This is a genomic window from Mycobacterium ahvazicum (genome assembly GCF_900176255.2).
In the GTDB taxonomy this organism is placed as follows: domain Bacteria; phylum Actinomycetota; class Actinomycetes; order Mycobacteriales; family Mycobacteriaceae; genus Mycobacterium; species Mycobacterium ahvazicum.
The window spans coordinates 808,911-826,641 of the sequence record NZ_FXEG02000005.1 but is presented as its reverse complement, the minus strand read 5'-3'; the positions used below and the strand labels follow the sequence as shown (position 1 = coordinate 826,641).

Genomic DNA, 17,731 nt, shown 5'->3' with positions numbered 1-17,731 from the left:
AGCCTGTCATTCTGCTACGCCAGGGCTTATGGCGTCGCAATGTATAGCCGTTTGGGTCCCGCGGGCTCGGCGGCGCGGTCGTGGGCGACGTCGATCATGTGCTGCAGCGCCGCCCCGATGTTGGGTGCGGTCAGTGCTCGCATGCCCCGCGGAACGGCGTCACATCCCGGCGGAATCAGCGCGATGCTGAACCCCTGCCGAGCGGCCTCGCCCAGGCGCCGGTCCATGCCGCTGACCCGGCGCAGATCACCCGCCAGGCCGACCTCGCCGATCATCACCGCGGTGGTGGGCAGCGGCAGGTCGGCCAGGGCTGACGCCAGCGCGATCGCGACGGCGAGGTCTGAGGACGGATCGGTCAGCCGCATGCCGCCCACCGTGGACAGGTAGATGTCGTTGGCGGCCAGCGGCAGCTTGGCGTGCTTTTCCAGCACGGCGGTGATCATCGCGGCGCGGGAGTGGTCGATCCCGCTGACCGCGCGGCGCGGTGAGCCGGCGTTCGGCGTGGCCAGCAGCGCCTGGACTTCGCCGATCAGCGGCCGTTTGCCGTCGAGGGCGACCGTGATCGCGGTGCCGGGCACCGGGGCGGGCCGTTGATCCAAGAACAGGTTGGACGGGTCGGCAACACCCTCGATTCCGTTGTCGTGCAACAGGAAACACCCGACTTCGTCGGCGCCGCCGAATCGGTTCTTGATGCCGCGAACCATCCGCAGCGAGCCGTTGCGGTCGCCCTCGAAATGCAGAACGACGTCGACGAGGTGTTCCAGCGAGCGCGGGCCGGCGATCGCGCCGTCCTTGGTGACGTGGCCGACGAGGATCAGTGCCACGCCGTTGGACTTGGCCGCGGCGGTCAGCGCCGCCGTCACGGCGCGCACCTGCGTGACTCCGCCGGCGACGCCGTCGGACTCGGCGGTGGACATGGTCTGCACCGAGTCGACGATCACCAGCGCGGGCTTGACCGTCGCCATGTGCTCGAGCACCGTGTGCACGTCGGATTCGGCGGCCAGGTAGAGCTCGTCGCTGCCGCAATCGATGCGGTCCGCGCGCAGCCTGATCTGGCCCGCGGACTCCTCGCCGGAGATGTACAGCGCCCGCCGCCCGGACTGCGCCCACAGGTGGGCGACCTTGAGCAGCAACGTCGATTTGCCGACGCCCGGATCGCCGGCCAGCAGCGTGACCGAGCCGGGCACCACGCCACCACCGAGTACGCGGTCGAGTTCGTCGATGCCCGTCGCACGGTGGTGGCTGGTGCCCGCTTCGACAGAACTGATCGGAACGGCCTGCGACGTCCGGTTTTGCGAGCGACGCCCGCCCACCGCGCTGAGCACGGTCACCTCATCGACGGTGCCCCAGGTGCCGCATTCTCCGCAGCGGCCAAACCATTTGGCGGTGACGTGTTGGCACTCCGAGCAACGGTATTGCGAGCGCGCATTAGCCACGTCATGACGGTATCCGCCCGCGCCGACAAGTCCCGGCGTGACACGGCCGTTCAGACCTCCGGCGGAGCCATCCCGGCCGAAATCGGCACCTGCACGCTGGCTTGGCCCGCCTTTTCGAAGGTGAAGGTGAAGTTATAGGCCAGGCCGTTGGTGATGGGCTTGGCCAGGTTGACGGTGGCCTTGGCCGCGCTGTTGGGGTTGAGCGGGCCCGGCGCGACCCGCTGGCCTTCCGGCGTGCCGATGAACAGCATGCCGCTGGCGGGCAGGCGAGCGTCGCCGGTCACGGTCACGGTGCCGATGTCACTGGTGATGCCCAGCAGCCGGTCCTCGACATCAGGAGACTGATTCACCGCTACCAGCACCAAATCCACGTTCTTACCCGGGCGCAGGTAGTCGCCGGTCTGCACGGCCTGGATGCGGATATCGCGCAGTGCCACGTTGTTGAATGTGACCTTGTTGCCGTTGATTGCGGGCTCCTGGGTGGCCATCTGCGAGATCTGTCCGGCGCCACAGCCGGTGAGCGCGGTGGCTACCAGAGCGGCCAGGCCGGCGAGGACGACTCGGGTGCGAAGGCCGACCGCGAGGCTGGTCTTGAAGCGGTTCACTCGATGCCTCCTGGGCTCGGTCTGGCTGTTCAGAGCAAGTCGCGGCACGATGACGCGTGCAACTATGCACAGTAGTAGGAACGACGTTTAAGCGGTAGCGCAGGTAGCAAGACCAGCACCGCAGCGACCGCAGCCCGGGCACTGGCAGGGCACTGCCGAGGCCAGGACCAGGCGTTGCTAGTGTGTTCTATTGCACGTCTTCGTCCGTCTGTCAACCCCTATTCCGCGCGCGTTGTGCCCCTGACCTGCACCGTTGCTACGCGTGTGTTGGACCACCGTGTTAGACTGAAGTAACGAAAGGGGCTCGAATCTGATGATCTTCAAGGTCGGCGACACCGTTGTATATCCACACCACGGTGCTGCGTTAGTCGAGGCGATCGAAACCCGCACCATCAAAGGGGAGCAAAAAGAGTATCTCGTCTTGAAAGTTGCGCAGGGTGACCTGACCGTTCGAGTTCCCGCCGACAACGCCGAGTACGTCGGCGTGCGCGATGTGGTCGGACAAGAAGGCCTGGACAAGGTCTTCCAGGTGTTGCGCGCTCCCCACACGGAAGAGCCCACCAACTGGTCACGGCGTTACAAGGCCAACCTCGAAAAGCTTGCTTCCGGCGACGTCAACAAGGTCGCCGAAGTTGTCCGCGACCTGTGGCGTCGCGACCAGGAACGCGGCCTGTCCGCGGGTGAAAAGCGCATGCTGGCCAAGGCCCGCCAGATTCTGGTCGGTGAGTTGGCGCTTGCTGAGAGCACCGACGACGCCAAGGCGGAGACCATTCTCGACGAGGTTTTGGCCGCAGCTTCCTGAAGGCCCTGAGCTCAGGTGGTCGGGGGCACAGTTGTCGCAGTGGTTCCGGCCGCGGGGTTGGGGGAACGGCTGCGCGCCGGTATCCCGAAAGCATTTTGCGAACTCGCTGGGCGCACTCTGCTGGAATGGGCCGTCACGGGCCTGCTGAATTCCGGCGTCGTTAGTCATGTCGTGGCGGCGGTGCCTGCGGATCGCGTCGATCAAGCCCAGCACGTCCTGGGCAGCCGGGCCACCGTCGTGGCCGGTGGAGCCGGGCGCACCGAGTCGGTCAATCTGGCGTTGTCCGCCCTGCCCGGCGAACCGGATTACGTGCTTGTTCAAGATGCCGCCCGGGCGTTGACGCCACCGGAGCTGGTCGTGCGGGTGGTGGACGCGCTGCGGGCCGGTCACGGCGCGGTGGTGCCCGCGCTGCCGCTGCATGACACCATCAAGGCCGTGGATGCCAACGGCGTGGTGCTGGGCACGCCGGAACGGGCCGGGCTGCGGGCGGTGCAGACGCCGCAGGGGTTCGCCACCGACCTGTTGTTGCGCGCCTACCAGCTAGCGGCGGACGCGGCTTTCACCGACGACGCATCGATGGTCGAGTACGTCGGTGGCCAGGTACAGGTGGTCGACGGCGACCCGCTGGCATTCAAAATCACCACACCGCTGGATCTACTGCTGGCCCAAGCGATTGTGCGCCGGTGACCGAGTTGCCTCGGGTCGGCCTCGGTACCGACGTACACCCGATTGAGCCCGGACGGCCCTGCTGGTTGTTGGGTCTGCTGTTTCCCGACACCGACGGCTGCGCCGGCCATTCCGACGGCGACGTCGCGGCGCACGCGCTGTGCGATGCGCTGTTGTCGGCCGTCGGGTTGGGCGATATCGGGGGCGTGTTCGGGGTCGACGATCCGCGGTGGAAGGGCGTCAGCGGCGCCGACATGCTGCGCCACGTCGTCGAGCTGGTATCGGATGCCGGGTTTCGGGTCGGAAACGCAGCCGTGCAAGTGATCGGCAATCGGCCGAAGATCGGCCCGCGTCGCGCCGAGGCCCAGCAACTGCTGTCGGGTCTGCTGGGCGCGCCGGTATCGGTCTCGGCGACCACCACCGACGGGCTGGGCCTGACCGGGCGAGGTGAGGGTTTGGCCGCGATCGCGACGGCCCTCGTTGTCGCGCACGGATAGCCCTGCGAGCGGCGGTCGGCCGATCTGAAGTAGCAGGTAAGCTGGCACGTCGTGACCGATCGCCCCCCCATGCGGCTACACGACACCGCAGCCGGTGCTGTGCGTGATTTCGTTCCGCTGCGCGAGGGGCACGTGTCCATCTACCTCTGCGGCGCCACGGTTCAGGGCCAGCCGCACATCGGCCATGTCCGCAGCGGCGTGGCCTTCGACATCCTGCGGCGCTGGCTGATGGCGCGCGGTTACGACGTCGCCTTCATCCGCAACGTGACCGATATCGAAGACAAGATCCTCGCCAAGGCCGCCGCGGCATGCCGGCCATGGTGGGAGTGGGCGGCGACCTACGAGCGCGCGTTCACCGCGGCCTACGACGCCCTGGACGTGTTGCCGCCGTCGGCGGAGCCGCGCGCCACCGGCCACATCACCCAGATGGTCGAATTAATGGAACGCCTGATCGCAAATGGTCACGCGTATGCCGCCGCCGGTGACGTCTACTTCGATGTGCTCAGCTACCCCGAGTACGGCCAGTTGTCCGGCCACAAGATCGATGACGTCCACCAGGGCGAGGGAGCTGGGACCGGCAAGCGCGACCAGCGCGACTTCACCTTGTGGAAGGGCGAGAAGCCGGGTGAGCCCTCCTGGCCCTCGCCATGGGGGCGTGGCCGCCCGGGCTGGCACCTGGAATGCTCGGCGATGGCACGCACCTATCTGGGGCCAGAATTCGACATCCATTGTGGTGGAATGGATTTGGTTTTCCCTCATCATGAGAACGAAATCGCGCAGAGCCGCGCGGCCGGGGATGGGTTCGCCCGCTACTGGCTGCACAACGGCTGGGTGACGATGGGCGGCGAGAAGATGAGCAAGTCGCTGGGCAACGTGTTGTCCATTCCGGCGATGTTGCAGCGGGTGCGGCCGCCGGAACTGCGCTACTACCTGGGTAGCGCCCACTATCGCTCGATGCTCGAATTCTCCGATACCGCCCTGCAGGATGCGGTGAAAGCCTATGTGGGAGTTGAGGAATTCCTGCACCGGGTGCGGGTTCGGATCGGCGGCGTGGTCCCCGGCGAGTGGACGCCCCGATTCGCCGACGCACTCGACGACGACCTCGCGGTGCCGATCGCGCTGGCCGAGATCCACCACGCCCGTGCCGAGGGCAATCGGGCGCTCGACGCCGGCGACCATGAAGGTGCGCTGCGGCACGCCGGCTCGATCCGCGCGATGATGGGCATCCTGGGCTGCGACCCGCTGGACGAACGCTGGGAAACGCGCGACGAGACGTCGGCCGCGCTCGCGGCCGTCGACGTGCTGGTTCAGTCGGAGCTGGAGAGCCGCAAGCGAGCCCGCGAGGAGCGCAATTGGGCTCTGGCAGACGAGATCCGGGACCGGCTCAAGGCGGCCGGCATCGAGGTCACCGACACCGCCGACGGGCCGCAGTGGGAGCTGCAAGCGGGTACAGACAAGTGACGGGCGGGTAGATGGCCGGCAACTCGCGGCGCCAGGGGGCGATACGTAAGTCCGGCAGCAAGAAGGCCCCGACGGTAGGCTCGGGCGGCCAACGGCGTCGTGGCCTGGAGGGCCGTGGACCCACGCCGCCCGCTCACATGCGCCCGAACCATCCCGCTGCCAAGCGCGCCGCCCAGCCGCAGCAACGCCGGACGGCCAAACGCACCGACGAGACCGAAACCGTGCTCGGCCGCAATCCGGTGGTGGAATGCCTGCGCGCCGGGGTGCCCGCGACGGCGCTGTACATCGCGCTCGGCACCGAAGCCGACGAGCGCGTCACCGAATCCGTTGCCCGGGCAGCCGATTTGGGCGTCGCGATCTTGGAAGTGCCCCGCACCGACCTGGACAAGATGACCGCTAATCATCTGCACCAGGGCATCGCGCTGCAGGTGCCGCCGTACAACTACGCCCACCCCGACGACCTGCTCACGACCGCGCTGCAGTCGCCGCCGGCGCTGCTGGTCGCGCTGGACAACATCTCCGATCCCCGCAACCTCGGGGCGATCGTCCGCTCGGTAGCGGCATTCGGCGGCCACGGAGTGGTTATCCCGCAACGCCGCTCGGCTTCGGTGACGGCGGTGGCCTGGCGCACCAGCGCCGGCGCGGCGGCCCGGCTGCCGGTGGCGCGCGCCACCAACCTCAACAGAACACTGAAGAATTGGGCCGACCGTGGGGTGCGGGTGATCGGATTGGACGCCGGCGGTGACACCGTGGTCGACGACCTGGACGGCACCGACCCGATCGTGGTGGTGGTCGGATCCGAAGGCAAGGGCCTCTCCCGGTTGGTGCGGCAGAATTGCGACCAGGTGGTGTCGATACCGATGGCCGGGCATGCCGAATCGTTGAATGCCTCGGTGGCCGCCGGGGTGGTGCTCGCCGAAATCGCCCGTCAGCGCAGGAGTTAAGCGGGTTGGCCGGCCGGCTCGCACGCCTGGGCGGGATGCTGGCCGTGGTCGCACTGCTGGTGCGGCTGCCGGTGTCCGGCGCCCAAGCACCCGACTTCGATCTGCAGGCACATCGCGGTGGTCGTGGTGAGACCACCGAGGAATCGCTGCGTGCTTTCGCCAAAGCGCTCGAACTAGGCGTCAGCACACTCGAACTCGACATCGTCGTCACCAAGGACGGCCAGCCACTGGTGTGGCACGATCCGACGATCGAGGCCGAAAAATGTGTCGACACCGGGCCCGCGGTCGCCGGCGATCCGCAGTACCCGTACGTCGGAAAGCTGGTGCACGAACTCACTTTGGCGCAGCTACGCACCTTGGACTGCGGTCGGCTGCTCGCCGAGTTTCCCGGCGCCGAAGTGGTGCGGGGCAACAAGATCGCGACCCTGCCGGAAGTTTTCGCGCTCGCCGACTCGTATCGAGCCGCGGTGCGCTACAACATCGAAACCAAAGTCGAGGCCGACCGTCCCGGCAGATCGGCCGAGCCTCGGGAGTTCGTCGACGTCATCCTGGGCGCGGTCAGGTCGGCGGGCAAGGTCTCCTCGGTCGAGATTCAGAGCTTCGACTGGCGAACCCTGCCGATGGTGCACCGGGCCGAACCGTCGATCCCGTTGGTGGCCTTGTACAACGACCAGACCTGGGCGCCGGATTCGCCGTGGCTGGCCGGCATCGATGCCACAGCCGTCGGCGACGCGGTGATCGGGGCGCTCATGGTGGGGGCGACCATCGTCTCACCCCGGTATCAGTTGGTCACCGGCAGGCCGTATGTCGATCACGCACATGCGTTGGGGCTCAAGGTTATTCCATGGACCGTCAACGACGCCACGGCGATGCGCGAGCAAATCGGCTATGGCGTCGACGGACTCATCACCGATTACCCGACGCTGCTGCGTGGTGTGCTGGCCGATCTAGGCATGCCATTGCCCGCTGCCGCGTCGGCGATCTGACCGTTGCCGTGGTGCCGGCGGCGGCGGTTGGCCAGGGCGGCGCGCCACAGCATGCCCGGGCGCAGTAGCGCGGTGGCGGGGTCGACGAGCGCGGTCACTCTGACGAACCGATCGACGGCGGCGGTGTCGTATTCGGCGGCGGTGAGCACGCGATCGACGTGTGCGTTGAGCAGTCGGGTGAGCAGCGACGGGGTGCCCTCGATTTCGGGTAGGCAGAGGTCGGGGCTGGCCGACAGCTCCCACGCCTGGCGAATCGGCACCGCCGCGGCCCGGAAGAATCGCGGCGCCAAATCCCTTGTGCCGCTTAGTAAGCAATCGCCCAGTGTCAGCGCCTCGAGTGCGGCTACCGTCATGCCCTGGCCGTAGATCGGGTTGAAGCTGCAGATCGCGTCGCCGATGACCAGCAGGCCTTGGGGGAATCGCCGCATCTTGTCGTAGCGGCGCCAGCGGCTGGACGGCGTACGGTGCCGCGCGGGTTCTCCGACCGGTTCGGCGGCTTGAATCGCGGCCAGCAGGGCCGACGACGAAGCCGAGTTCGTTCAGCGCATCCGGTGCCATGCGCAGCAGCTGGCTCACGTAGGTCAGCTCCACCGTGACCTCGTCCTCGCACGGGCGGTCGTAGCCCAGGGATTCCAGCCACGCCGGGGTGCGGGCGCCCCGCCCCGTTGCGTCGACCACCAAATCGGCTTTGAGCGTGCGCTCTTCGCGGGTGCGACGGTCGACCACCCGGGCCCCGTTCACGCGATGGTGGTCCGCCGTCGCGGTCAAGCTTACGATGTCGTGCTCGTCGAGCAGCTTGACATTAGGGATGGTGCGCAGGCGCGTGCGGACGTGATCCTCGAGGAACGGCCGGGTGGCGAGGTAGGCGGTGAACGAGGGGGCGCTGCCGCGGCGCACCATCAGGTGCCCGCCCACGTTGTAGTACAGCTGCGACAGATCCCGGCCGTCGATGTAATGCGCGCCGTCGACGACCAGCTCGTCGAGGATTCCGGGGAAGAAGTCCTCGAGAACCTGTGCACCGCGGGGCAGCAGGCCGTGCAGGTGCTTGCCCTGCGGCACACCCCGGCGGGGTACGCCGATGTCGGGCAGCGGGTCGCGCTCCACCACCGTCACCACGTCATAGAACTCACTGAGCGACCGAGCGGCCAACAGACCGGCCATGCTCGCTCCCAGTACCACCGCGTGCATACCGATCTTCGCCATAGCCCACCGCCTGTGCTGAGCGTCTATCTGACAAAGGCCATGTTGCTGACGGCTGACCGCGGGCGGCAGCGTAGTCGACTACGCGACTGTTATGTGGCCGCTACGCATCGGCTCATCGAAACGTCGGCAAAGCCGCCCATTCGATGCTCCCGCACCGTTATAGTCGCCGAGTGATCGGCGCTGAGCCGCTGACCGGGCGCGACAGTGAATTGGGGATCATTCGCCGCGCCCTCAGCCCGGTAGGCAATCACTCGGGCGTGGTAGTCGCCGGAGCCGCTGGCGTGGGCAAGACTTGGCTGGCCCACGAGGCGCTGCGGCGGGCCGCGGCGGCGGGGGAGCGGACGAAATGGATCGTCGGCACCGACTCGGCGCACGCGCTGCCGTTGGGAGCGTTCATCGGCTCACTGGGTGAGGCGATGTCGAACCCGTTGACCGATGTTCAACGGGTCATCAATTCGTTTGTCGCGCAACAGCGTCGAGGCAAGGTCGTAGTAGGGGTCGACGACGCGCACTTGCTGGACGGACTGTCTGCCCTCGTGGTCCATCAGCTGGCGCAGTCGGGCGGGGTGCGACTGGTGGTCACAATCCGCACCGGCAGCGACGAACCCGATGCGGTGACGGCGTTGTGGAAGGACGGTCTGCTGGAACGGCTTGATCTTGAACCGCTTTCGGCGGCGGCCACCCGCGAGGTCATCGAGAGCAGGCTGGACGGTCCCGTCGATGCGCGCAGCGCGGCCCGGTTCCAAAAGCTGACCGGCGGCAACGCCCTGTTCCTGCGGCAGCTGGTGGCCGACCAGGTGGCCGCCGGGCGGATGCGCAAAACCGCCGGGGTGTGGATGTGGGACGGCGATGTGGCGGTCTCGGCGAGCCTGTCCGACACGCTGGGCCGCCAGATGGGCCGGCTGAGCCCGGGTATGGCGATGGTCGTCGACACGTTGTCGCAATGCGAGCCGCTGGCCATCGGCGTGCTCTGCGATCTGGTGGACCGCGGCGACGTGGCTGCCGCCGAGCGGATGGGGCTGGTGAGCATCGAGCGCACCGCCACCGGATTGACGGCGCGCCTGGCCCACCCGCTGTTCGGCGAGCTGCGCCGCGCGAGCGCCGGCGAGCTGTATCTCTCGGAAATCCGGGGCCGGCTCGCGACGCGGTTGGCCGACGACGGCGACGCCGACATGCAGGCCACCGTGCGCCGCGCGCTGTTGCGGCTCGAGTCGGATCTCGCTGCTGACCCCGGGCTGTACCTGGAATCGGCGCGGCACGCCATGACGCTGCTTGATCTGGATCTGGCCGACCGGTTCGCCACTGCCGCCGCGAAAGCCGGCGCGCCCGGAGCGGCCGAGGTGCGGGCGATGAATCTGGTGCTCCTTGGGCGCGGTGAGCCGGCCGAGGCGGCGTTGCGCGAGATGGCCTGCGACGGTCAGCCCGGCTGCCACCACTGGGCGACCGTGCGGGCCGCCAATCTGATCTGGTGGCTCGCCAGACCGCACGACGCGGCCCCGATTCTCGCCGGCCTGGCCGCGAGCCCCGAGACACCGGCGCAGCGGGCCGAGCGGTTGGCGGTGCAGGCGTGCCTGGACGCGGTGTCGGCGCGCTGCGAGATCGCGGTCGTAAATGCCCGGGCCGCATTGGATTTCCCGGAGCTCGCGGGGTTTCACGCGATGATGGCTTCGCTTGCGTTGATCATGGCGATGGGGGCGCTCGGTCAGGTCGACGATCTCTCGGATATCGCGCAGCAGGCGCTGCGGCGCGCGACGACGTCTTTTCAGGCATCCCATATGCGATATTGGTTCGGTGCCGTCTATGGCCGCGCTTGTCGGCTGGTCGGTCGGATCGACGAATTCGTCAGCACGGCAAGGCAACTGGCCGAATCGGCCCGCGAGCTTCCCGGCCTGGCCTATGCGAACTTTTCGTTCCTGTTGGGCAACGCGGACCTGGCCCGCGGCGCCGTCGCGGAGTCGGCCCGATTGGTGCATGAAGCGGTCGCCGGAGTCCAGATACACTCCGTCACGACGGGATTACGGCCGGCGACCTATTTCGCACTTGCCGAAGCACACGCCAAGCTCGGACAGGCCGGCGAGGCCAATGATGCCGTTGCGGCCGCGCGCTCGTGCGTGCCGCCGGACTTTCTGTTCATGCACACCGCACTCGCGCTGGCCGACGGCTGGGCGAAGGCGGCCAGCGGCCACCTGACCGAGGCTGTGGCGAGCGCGCAGGCGGCGGCACGGCTGGCCCGCGACCGCGCCCAGCCCACCCATGAGCTCGCCTGCATTCAGGCCGCGGCTCAATGGGGGGACGCTTCGCAGGCCGCGCGGGCGCGCGAGCTCGCCGATGAGTTGTCGCTGCCGCTGGCCGCCGCCGTCGCAGCACACGCGGCGGCCCTGCACGCTGGGGACGGCGACGGCCTGCTCACGGCCTCGGCGGCCTACCGCGAGATCGGTGACCGGGCCACTGCCGCCGACGCGGCGGCGCAGGCGTCCGTCGCGTTCGACGAGGGCCAGCACCATCGGCGCGCGATGTATGCCGCCGCGCTGGCCAGGGAGTTAGCCGATGAATGCGGTGGGCTGCACACGCCGGCGTTGCGAACTCCGACGGGTATCAAACTCTCGGGTCGCCAGCGTGATGTCGTCGAACTCGTGGTGGCCGGGCTATCCAACCGGGACATCGCCGAGCAGCTGGTGATGTCCGTGCGCACGGTCGAGGGTCACGTGTACCGGGCCTGCCAGCGAGTGGGGGCCCAGTCGCGCGAGGAACTGGCGTCGATCATTCGATCGGGACCCTGTGGCGGACGCTGAGTCGCCTGCCCACCGAGTGTCTAGAGGCCCAGCAGCCGGGCCGAGGACCACAGCGCCAGCACCGACACCACCAGGGCCGGGGGTACGGTGCACAGGCCCAGGCGGGTGTACTCGCCCACGCCGGCTTCGACGTCGTGCTGACGAAGCACGCGCCGCCACAGCAGGTTTGACAGCGAACCGACGTAGGTCAGGTTCGGTCCGATGTTGACCCCGATCAGCACCGCCAGTACCGCGACCGGGCCGCTGGGGGCCACCAGCGGCAACAGCACCAGCGTGGCCGGCAGATTGTTGACGACGTTGGCCAGCACGGCGGCCACCGCGGCGATGGCCAGCAGGGCGGGCAGACCCGACCCATGCGGCAGCACGGCGGACATCGCGCGGTCCATCCCGTTCAGCGTGACCGCTTGCACCACGACGCCCAGCGCCAGCACGAACACCAGAAACGAAACCTGGGCCGAGCGAAGGATTTCCATCACGGTGGTGTGCCGGTGGCGCAGGCTGCGGACCGCGAGCGCCGCGGCGCCGGCCAGCGCCACCCACGCGGGGGCCACGCCCAGCGGCTCGGAGAAGGCGAACCCGGCCAGGGTCAGCCCTACCACCACCAACACGAACACCGGCGGCCGTGACGCCGGCTCGAGTTGGTCCGGGTCCGGCGCGACGCGCAGATCGCGCGCGAAGAAGCCGCGGAAGACCAGGTACAGCGTGGCGACCGTGGCCAGCCACGGCAACGTCATCACCAGGGTGAACTTGGTGAAGGAGACGTTCGCGACATGAAACGCCAGCAGGTTGGTCAGGTTGGACACCGGCAGCAGCAGCGAGGCGCCGTTGGCGAGGTGGGCCGTGGCATAGGCGTACGGACGCAACGGAGTTCGCAGCCGGCGCACGGCGGCCAGCACCACCGGGGTCAGCAATACCACGGTGGCGTCCAGGCTCAGGACGGCGGTGATGGCGGCGGCGATGACGAACACGTGGCGCAGCAGTCCGTGCGAGCCGCGCGGCGTTCGGGCGATCACCGCACCCGCGGCCTCGAACAGGCCTTCGTCGTCGCAAAGCTTGGCCAGCACCAGCACGGCGCCCAGGAACGCGACCACTCCCGACAAGTCGGCGACCTGCCGGGCCGCCTGGTGGACCGAGATCGCGCCGATCGCAACCACGATGAGCGCAGCCGGAACCGCGGCCAGCGCCTCGGGCCAGCCCCGTGGGCGCGTAACGGCGAACCCCAGGACCACGGCAAGCAGCAGCAGCGCGACGGTTAAATACAAGGCCTAAACCATCCAGGGGTTTTCGCGTCGCCATACCGTCGGCATGTGCAATGCGACACCGTCGCGGGTGGCCAGCTCATCGAGCACCTGGATGGAGACGTCCAGATCGTCACCCGCGTATGGCAAGGCTCGCATCGGCTTTGACAGCGGACGGAAGAAGTCATCCCAGTGGATCAGGATCACGCGGCGCGCGCCCACCGCTTGCACGGTCTCGGCCCAGTAGTCGAGCAGGTAGGACCGGGGCTGCAGACCCAGCTGGCCGACCGATAGGTACACGGCCTCGGCGCGCTGTCCGGCCAGCGCGCCCTTGACGAAGCCGGCGCTGCCCTGAATCAGCAGTCGCTGGTCCGACGGCAGATGGTGGATCAGCGTCGACCACGACTCGCCGCAACGATAGGCCGACGCCTTCACCGGCGGAACCAGGGGCTCCTCGATCACGGCGGGGAACCGGTCGGGCGGACAATGGTGCGACTCGAGGAGCGTTACGTCGAAGGCGCCCAACCGGATTGGTTCGCCGGGCACGGCGACGATCAGGCGGTTCTCCGGCAGGCCGTAGCCACGCCCGACGTTGGCCGCGGACTCACCGCCGACCAGCTGCGCTCCGGTCCGGTCGGCGACCAGCGCGGAATCCATCACGTGGTCGATGTGGGTGTGCACCGGGATCACAGCCGACAGTCGCGACACCTTCGCCCGGGCCAGGCAGCCGTCCACCCGCACCGCCGACGGCGACAACCGGCCGGCCGCGACCCGCGCCAGGCTCGGGCGCGAGAAATAACCGTCGGTCATCAGTGCCGACGAGCCGTCGTCAATCAGCAGTGTTGCCACACCCATCCAGGTCGCCGAGAGGCCGTCGGCGTCGGCAGCGGGCGCGTCGAATCGATCCGCATAGCGCGCGATGTCGGGGCGACCGAGCCGCAGGCGCATCAGCAGAACGGCCTGATATCGATGCCCGCGGCCTCGAGCTGCTCGCGCACCGCGGTGGCGATCTGCACCGCGCCGGGTGAATCACCGTGCACGCAAACCGATTCCACGCTTACGGGAACCTGGGAGCCGTCGACTGCGGTGATCTGGCCGGAGGACACCATCGCCACCACGCGCTGCGCGATCGCCGCCGGATCGTCGAGCACCGCGCCGTCTTCTCGGCGCGAGACCAGTTGGCCGTCCGGCTGGTAGGTGCGATCGGCGAAAGCCTCTGCGATGGTGTGCAATCCGACGCGGGCGGCCTCTTCGAAGAACGCCGAGCCCGCCATGCCCAGCACCGGCAGCGTGGCGTCGGCCAGATATACCGCCGCTGCGACGGCGGCCGCCTGCTCGTGATTGGTCACGATGGTGTTGTACAGCGCGCCATGGGGTTTGATGTAGGAGACCGTCGAGCCCGCCGCGCGTGCGATCGCCTGCAAAGCGCCGATCTGATACACCACGTCGGCGACGAGATCCTCGACGGCGACATCGATGAAGCGCCGGCCGAACCCGGCCAGGTCGCGATAGCTGACCTGCGCACCGATGCGCACGCCACGCTCGGCCGCCAACCGGCACACCCGCATCAGGTTGGCGGGATCGCCGGCGTGGAAGCCGCACGCGACGTTGGCGCTGGTGACGATTCCGAGCATCGCGTCGTCGTCGCCCAGGCTCCAGACGCCAAAGCCCTCACCCAAGTCGGCGTTCAGGTCGATAGCGGCCACTTGCCTAGCTTATTGCGGGATCCTGGCAATGATCTGATCGAGGAGGTTGTCGGCCGCGGCATCGGTGTCTTTGCCGAGCAGGCAGACCCGGACCTCGACGACGACGGAATCCTGCGCGGCCATGGCGTGCGAGCAGCCCCACCGCGGGTCTTCCTCCTGGCGCATCGCCAACGCGATGCGCGAGCCGCTGACTCGCAAGTCCTGGGTGAGGAAGTAGCTGTGATTGCCGTTGGAGGAGTGAAACCCGTACCGGCGCTGGGCGCATCCTCGCCAATCCTGTTGGGCACGCTGCAGCAACGCCTGGGCATCGCCGGCGGTGGTGAACGACGTGACGAGCTGCGTGGCATCGGCCTGCACGGCGTTGGGCGTGCTGAACTGGTTGCCGCGCATCGCGACATATCCGCTATGGGCGTAGGTCGTCACGTCGCCCACCGAACCGACTCCCAGGCAGCTGGGATCGTCGATGATCGTCGACGAGTCCGTGGTGGCGGTGGCGGTGCCGATCAGCGCCATGGTCGCGCCGCCCGCCAAGGCGACGACCTGGTCCTGACCCAGCAGCAGGCCGTCCAGGACGGTCGTCGGCATCGCGCGTGGCGTTGGGCCGGCCGCCCTGCCGGCGGGGAAGTGGGTCACGGGCGCGGCGGCCAGCGCCTTTCCGTCGACGGCCCGGGTGCAGCCGGCCGTCAGCGCACCAGCGACAAGCAGCGCGATGGGCCATCGGAGTACGGGATACATCGCCTGCTGCTTCGCCACCTTCGCCTCGGGCTGGGACGCGCGCAAGCTTAAGTGCTGGCCTCCCGCCGTTGGCCCAGCAGCCAGCAAAATAGATAAATCAGAAACGAGATCGTTGCAACGAACACCGACACCGGGACGCCCGGCGCCAGCGACAGCACGATGCCCCCCACCGCGGCGACCTCGGCGAAAACCACCGACGCCAGGATCGCCACCGCCGGCGAGGCGACCACCCGGGCCGCCGCGGCCGCGGGCGTGATCAGCAACGACATCACCAGCAACGCACCGACGATCTGCACGGCCTGCGCGGCGACCACCCCGACCAGCGCGGCGAACACGATGCCCAGCGTCCGCACCGGCACCCCGCGGGCCGCCGCGACGTCGGGATCGACCGTGGCGAACAATAGCGGCCGGTAGCAGGCCGCCAGGACGCCGATGACCAGCAGACAGACGAGTGCCAGCGTCGCCAGTCCGGTGTAGCCCACCCCGACGATCTGGCCGGTGAGCAACGCGAAGCTCGTCGTCGTGCGGCCGGGGTAGAGGTAGATGAACAGCACCGCCAGGCCCAGCCCGAACGCCAGCACCACCCCGGTCACCGAATCGCGTTCCCGGTCCCGCTGCCCGAGAACGCCGAACAGTGCGGCCGCCACCGCGCTGCCGATCAGCGCACCCAGGCCCACCTGAAATCCGACCAGCAACGCGAAAGCGGCTCCGGTCAGCGACAATTCGCTTGACCCGTGCACGGCGAACGACATCTGCCGCATCACGATGAACGGGCCGATCAGCCCGGCCGCCAGTCCCAGCAGTGCGGCCGCCAGCAGCGCCTGCTGGACGAAGTCGTGGTTGAGCAGTGCAGCGGTGATGTCAAACGAGAACAGATGATCCAGCACACCGGAGAGCTGGTTGTTCATAACGCGTGCCCGCTGTCGTCGCCGATCACCACGTAGCGGCCGTTGACCGTCACCACCTGGATGTCCGCCCGGTACAACGTCGAGAGCGTTTCGGTGTTCATCACCTGCTCGACGGTGCCGATCCGGAAGCGGCCGTCGACCAGGTACAGCACCCGGTCGACGTACGGCAGGATCGAGTTGATCTCGTGGGTCACGACCATGACGGTGGTGTCGGCTTCCCGGCGGCGGCGGTCGATCAGCGCCGCGACCAGCTTGGCGTTGGCCGGGTCCAGAGCCAACAGCGGCTCGTCGCACAGCAACAGCATCGGATCGCTGGCCAGCGCCTGGGCGATGCGCATGCGCTGCAACTCCCCGCCCGACATCAGCCCGACCCGGACGTCGGCCAGCGACTCGCCATTGACGTGTGCCAGGGCTTGCCGCACGGCCAGCTTGCGGCGGCTGCGCTCGGCCGAACGCAGCGGCAGTACGCCCCAGCGGTTCCCGTCGATGCCCAGCCGGACCAGGTCGCGCCCGACCAGCATCACGTCCCGGTCGATCGGGCGGTGTTGGGGCACATAGCCGATGGCTCCGCTGCCCGAGGTGACCTCTTTGCCGTCGACGTGCGCGGCGCCGGCGCTCAGCAGCAGTTGTCCGAGCAATACCTTGAGCAGCGAGGTCTTGCCGGTGCCGTTGGGTCCCAGCACCGCGATGAACTCACCCGGAGACACCGACAGGTCGAGGCCGTCCCACAGCACGCGGTCACCGAACGCCAGTCGGGCACCGGTCAGCGAGACGGCGGGTGGTCGCTGGCCGGCCGTCCCCAGCGCTTGGTCAATTACGGGCATTGGCCCGGCCCGATCGCAGCGCGGCCTGCAGTTGGTCGACGGTCTTGCGCTGCCAGGTCAGGTAGTCGGCGCCGTCGGGCAGCGTCTCGGTCACCAGCGTGACGGGAACGCCCGCGCGGCGGGCAGCATCCTGCAGGCCGTTGATCGCGGGCGTGGCGGTCTGCGGGTTGACCAGCACGGCCGCGACTTGGTGGCGGTTGACCAGGTCGAGAACGAACGCCATGTCGGCCGGCGACGGATCGGTCCCGTTCTCGTTGGCGGACATGAAACTTTCGGGGGTGCGGTCGGCCAGGCCGGTGGCCTTCAGCAGGTAGTACGCCACCGGCTCGGTCGCGATGACGGAGGTGTCGGGGAATGTGTTGGCGATGGTGCGTTCCGAGGCGGCGATGTTGTCGGCGTCGCGGCCGAACGCGGCGGCGTTGGCCTTATAGTCGGCGGCGTTGTCCGCGTCGACGGCCGCGAGGCGCTCGGCGATGGTGTTGGCGACGGCCTTGGCCACGCCGAGGTCGTAGAAAACGTGCTCGTTGGGCGGCTTTCCGTTGTCCGCCTTCGGTGCGAAGGAGTAGGCGTCCACCGTCTTGATGTCCGAATGGTCGCTCAGCACCTGCGTCGCCCAGGGGTCGTAGCCACCGCCGTTATAGACCACCAGTCCGGCGTCCAGGATGACGGCGGCGTCCGAGGCGCTGGCCTGATAGGTGTGTGGATCGATCGTGGCACCGGACAGGATCGACTTGACGTTGACATGTCGTCCGGCGACGGCATGGGCGACACTGCCCCACACATCGGTGGAGGCCACCACGGTGGCCCCCGGCGAGTGCGCAGAACCGGCGACACCGCAGCCGGTGATCGCCGTCGCTCCCAGCACGCAAGCGGCCAACGCCGTCAGGATGCGCGTGCGCCCGTTTACTTGTCCCATTTCGTCCCATCA

At 68.4% G+C, this 17,731-nt stretch carries 18 protein-coding genes; 8 read left to right on the top strand and 10 right to left on the bottom strand.

Translation table 11 applies throughout. The annotated features are described in order from the left end of the window. Positions 1-26 precede the first annotated feature (26 nt). On the bottom strand, positions 27-1,436 hold the full coding sequence (gene radA, locus MAAFP003_RS25070) for a DNA repair protein RadA (protein ID WP_096290333.1): 1,410 nt from the start codon (positions 1,434-1,436) through the stop codon (positions 27-29). 50 nt (positions 1,437-1,486) lie between these two features. Further along, positions 1,487-2,041 (bottom strand): copper chaperone PCu(A)C domain-containing protein, encoded by a 555-nt coding sequence (locus MAAFP003_RS25065; RefSeq protein WP_423790941.1) that lies wholly within the window; start codon positions 2,039-2,041, stop codon positions 1,487-1,489. A 313-nt stretch (positions 2,042-2,354) separates the two neighbouring features. Between MAAFP003_RS25065 and carD the strand changes: the two genes are divergently transcribed. From carD to MAAFP003_RS25035, 6 genes are read left to right on the top strand one after another with little or no spacing between them, the layout of a single operon-like run. After that, a complete protein-coding gene (gene carD, locus MAAFP003_RS25060) occupies positions 2,355-2,843 on the top strand; it encodes an RNA polymerase-binding transcription factor CarD (RefSeq protein ID WP_007166539.1) in 489 nt (162 codons plus the stop codon). A 15-nt stretch (positions 2,844-2,858) separates the two neighbouring features. Then, positions 2,859-3,530: a 2-C-methyl-D-erythritol 4-phosphate cytidylyltransferase gene (gene ispD / locus MAAFP003_RS25055; RefSeq protein WP_096290332.1), complete on the top strand. Its 672-nt coding sequence runs from the start codon at positions 2,859-2,861 to the stop codon at positions 3,528-3,530. Next, the gene (ispF, locus tag MAAFP003_RS25050; protein ID WP_096290331.1) at positions 3,527-4,006 is read left to right on the top strand and encodes a 2-C-methyl-D-erythritol 2,4-cyclodiphosphate synthase; all 480 of its coding nucleotides are present in this window, start codon (positions 3,527-3,529) and stop codon (positions 4,004-4,006) included. Before ispD ends, ispF begins: the two co-directional genes overlap by 4 nt. A 51-nt stretch (positions 4,007-4,057) precedes the next feature. After that, complete coding sequence (cysS, locus tag MAAFP003_RS25045) at positions 4,058-5,467, top strand: cysteine--tRNA ligase (RefSeq protein ID WP_096290330.1); 1,410 nt, start codon at positions 4,058-4,060, stop codon at positions 5,465-5,467. An 11-nt stretch (positions 5,468-5,478) separates the two neighbouring features. Continuing rightward, positions 5,479-6,411 carry a 23S rRNA (guanosine(2251)-2'-O)-methyltransferase RlmB gene (rlmB, locus tag MAAFP003_RS25040; RefSeq protein ID WP_096290329.1) on the top strand — a complete coding sequence of 311 codons (933 nt, stop codon included), beginning with the start codon at positions 5,479-5,481 and terminating at the stop codon, positions 6,409-6,411. 35 nt (positions 6,412-6,446) lie between these two features. Beyond that, positions 6,447-7,397, top strand: coding sequence for a glycerophosphodiester phosphodiesterase (locus tag MAAFP003_RS25035; RefSeq protein ID WP_096291399.1), 951 nt, complete (start codon positions 6,447-6,449; stop codon positions 7,395-7,397). On the opposite strand, the gene MAAFP003_RS29750 is transcribed toward MAAFP003_RS25035, so the two are convergent. After that, positions 7,325-7,825 (bottom strand): hypothetical protein, encoded by a 501-nt coding sequence (locus MAAFP003_RS29750; RefSeq protein ID WP_243394197.1) that lies wholly within the window; start codon positions 7,823-7,825, stop codon positions 7,325-7,327. The two genes, MAAFP003_RS25035 and MAAFP003_RS29750, sit on opposite strands and share 73 nt — an antisense overlap. A gap of 352 nt (positions 7,826-8,177) precedes the next feature. On the opposite strand from MAAFP003_RS29750, the gene MAAFP003_RS29745 reads away from it, so the two are divergent. Both MAAFP003_RS29745 and MAAFP003_RS25025 read left to right on the top strand, forming a co-directional pair. After that, positions 8,178-8,774, top strand: a complete 597-nt coding sequence (locus MAAFP003_RS29745; RefSeq protein ID WP_243394196.1) for a hypothetical protein — start codon at positions 8,178-8,180, stop codon at positions 8,772-8,774. After that, entirely contained in the window at positions 8,771-11,392 is a 2,622-nt protein-coding gene (locus MAAFP003_RS25025; RefSeq protein WP_243394195.1) for a helix-turn-helix domain-containing protein, read from the top strand. The genes MAAFP003_RS29745 and MAAFP003_RS25025 overlap by 4 nt, the downstream gene beginning before the upstream one ends. Positions 11,393-11,412: 20 nt before the next feature. Here the strand turns inward: MAAFP003_RS25025 and MAAFP003_RS25020 are convergent, their stop codons facing one another. The 7 genes from MAAFP003_RS25020 to MAAFP003_RS24990 are packed head-to-tail and all read right to left on the bottom strand — an operon-like array spanning position 11,413 to position 17,719. After that, positions 11,413-12,654, bottom strand: coding sequence for an SLC13 family permease (locus MAAFP003_RS25020; protein ID WP_096290327.1), 1,242 nt, complete (start codon positions 12,652-12,654; stop codon positions 11,413-11,415). A 3-nt stretch (positions 12,655-12,657) separates the two neighbouring features. Then, positions 12,658-13,578: an MBL fold metallo-hydrolase gene (locus MAAFP003_RS25015; protein ID WP_165796490.1), complete on the bottom strand. Its 921-nt coding sequence runs from the start codon at positions 13,576-13,578 to the stop codon at positions 12,658-12,660. Next, positions 13,578-14,336, bottom strand: coding sequence for a LamB/YcsF family protein (locus MAAFP003_RS25010; protein ID WP_096290326.1), 759 nt, complete (start codon positions 14,334-14,336; stop codon positions 13,578-13,580). Before MAAFP003_RS25010 ends, MAAFP003_RS25015 begins: the two co-directional genes overlap by 1 nt. A gap of 9 nt (positions 14,337-14,345) precedes the next feature. Further along, complete coding sequence (locus MAAFP003_RS25005) at positions 14,346-15,071, bottom strand: sensor domain-containing protein (RefSeq protein ID WP_096291397.1); 726 nt, start codon at positions 15,069-15,071, stop codon at positions 14,346-14,348. A gap of 47 nt (positions 15,072-15,118) precedes the next feature. Then, on the bottom strand, positions 15,119-15,979 hold the full coding sequence (locus MAAFP003_RS25000; protein ID WP_096290325.1) for a metal ABC transporter permease: 861 nt from the start codon (positions 15,977-15,979) through the stop codon (positions 15,119-15,121). Continuing rightward, positions 15,976-16,803, bottom strand: a complete 828-nt coding sequence (locus MAAFP003_RS24995) for a metal ABC transporter ATP-binding protein (protein WP_096290324.1) — start codon at positions 16,801-16,803, stop codon at positions 15,976-15,978. Before MAAFP003_RS24995 ends, MAAFP003_RS25000 begins: the two co-directional genes overlap by 4 nt. Beyond that, positions 16,790-17,719 carry a metal ABC transporter solute-binding protein, Zn/Mn family gene (locus MAAFP003_RS24990; RefSeq protein WP_096290323.1) on the bottom strand — a complete coding sequence of 310 codons (930 nt, stop codon included), beginning with the start codon at positions 17,717-17,719 and terminating at the stop codon, positions 16,790-16,792. Before MAAFP003_RS24990 ends, MAAFP003_RS24995 begins: the two co-directional genes overlap by 14 nt. Positions 17,720-17,731: the final 12 nt, after the last annotated feature.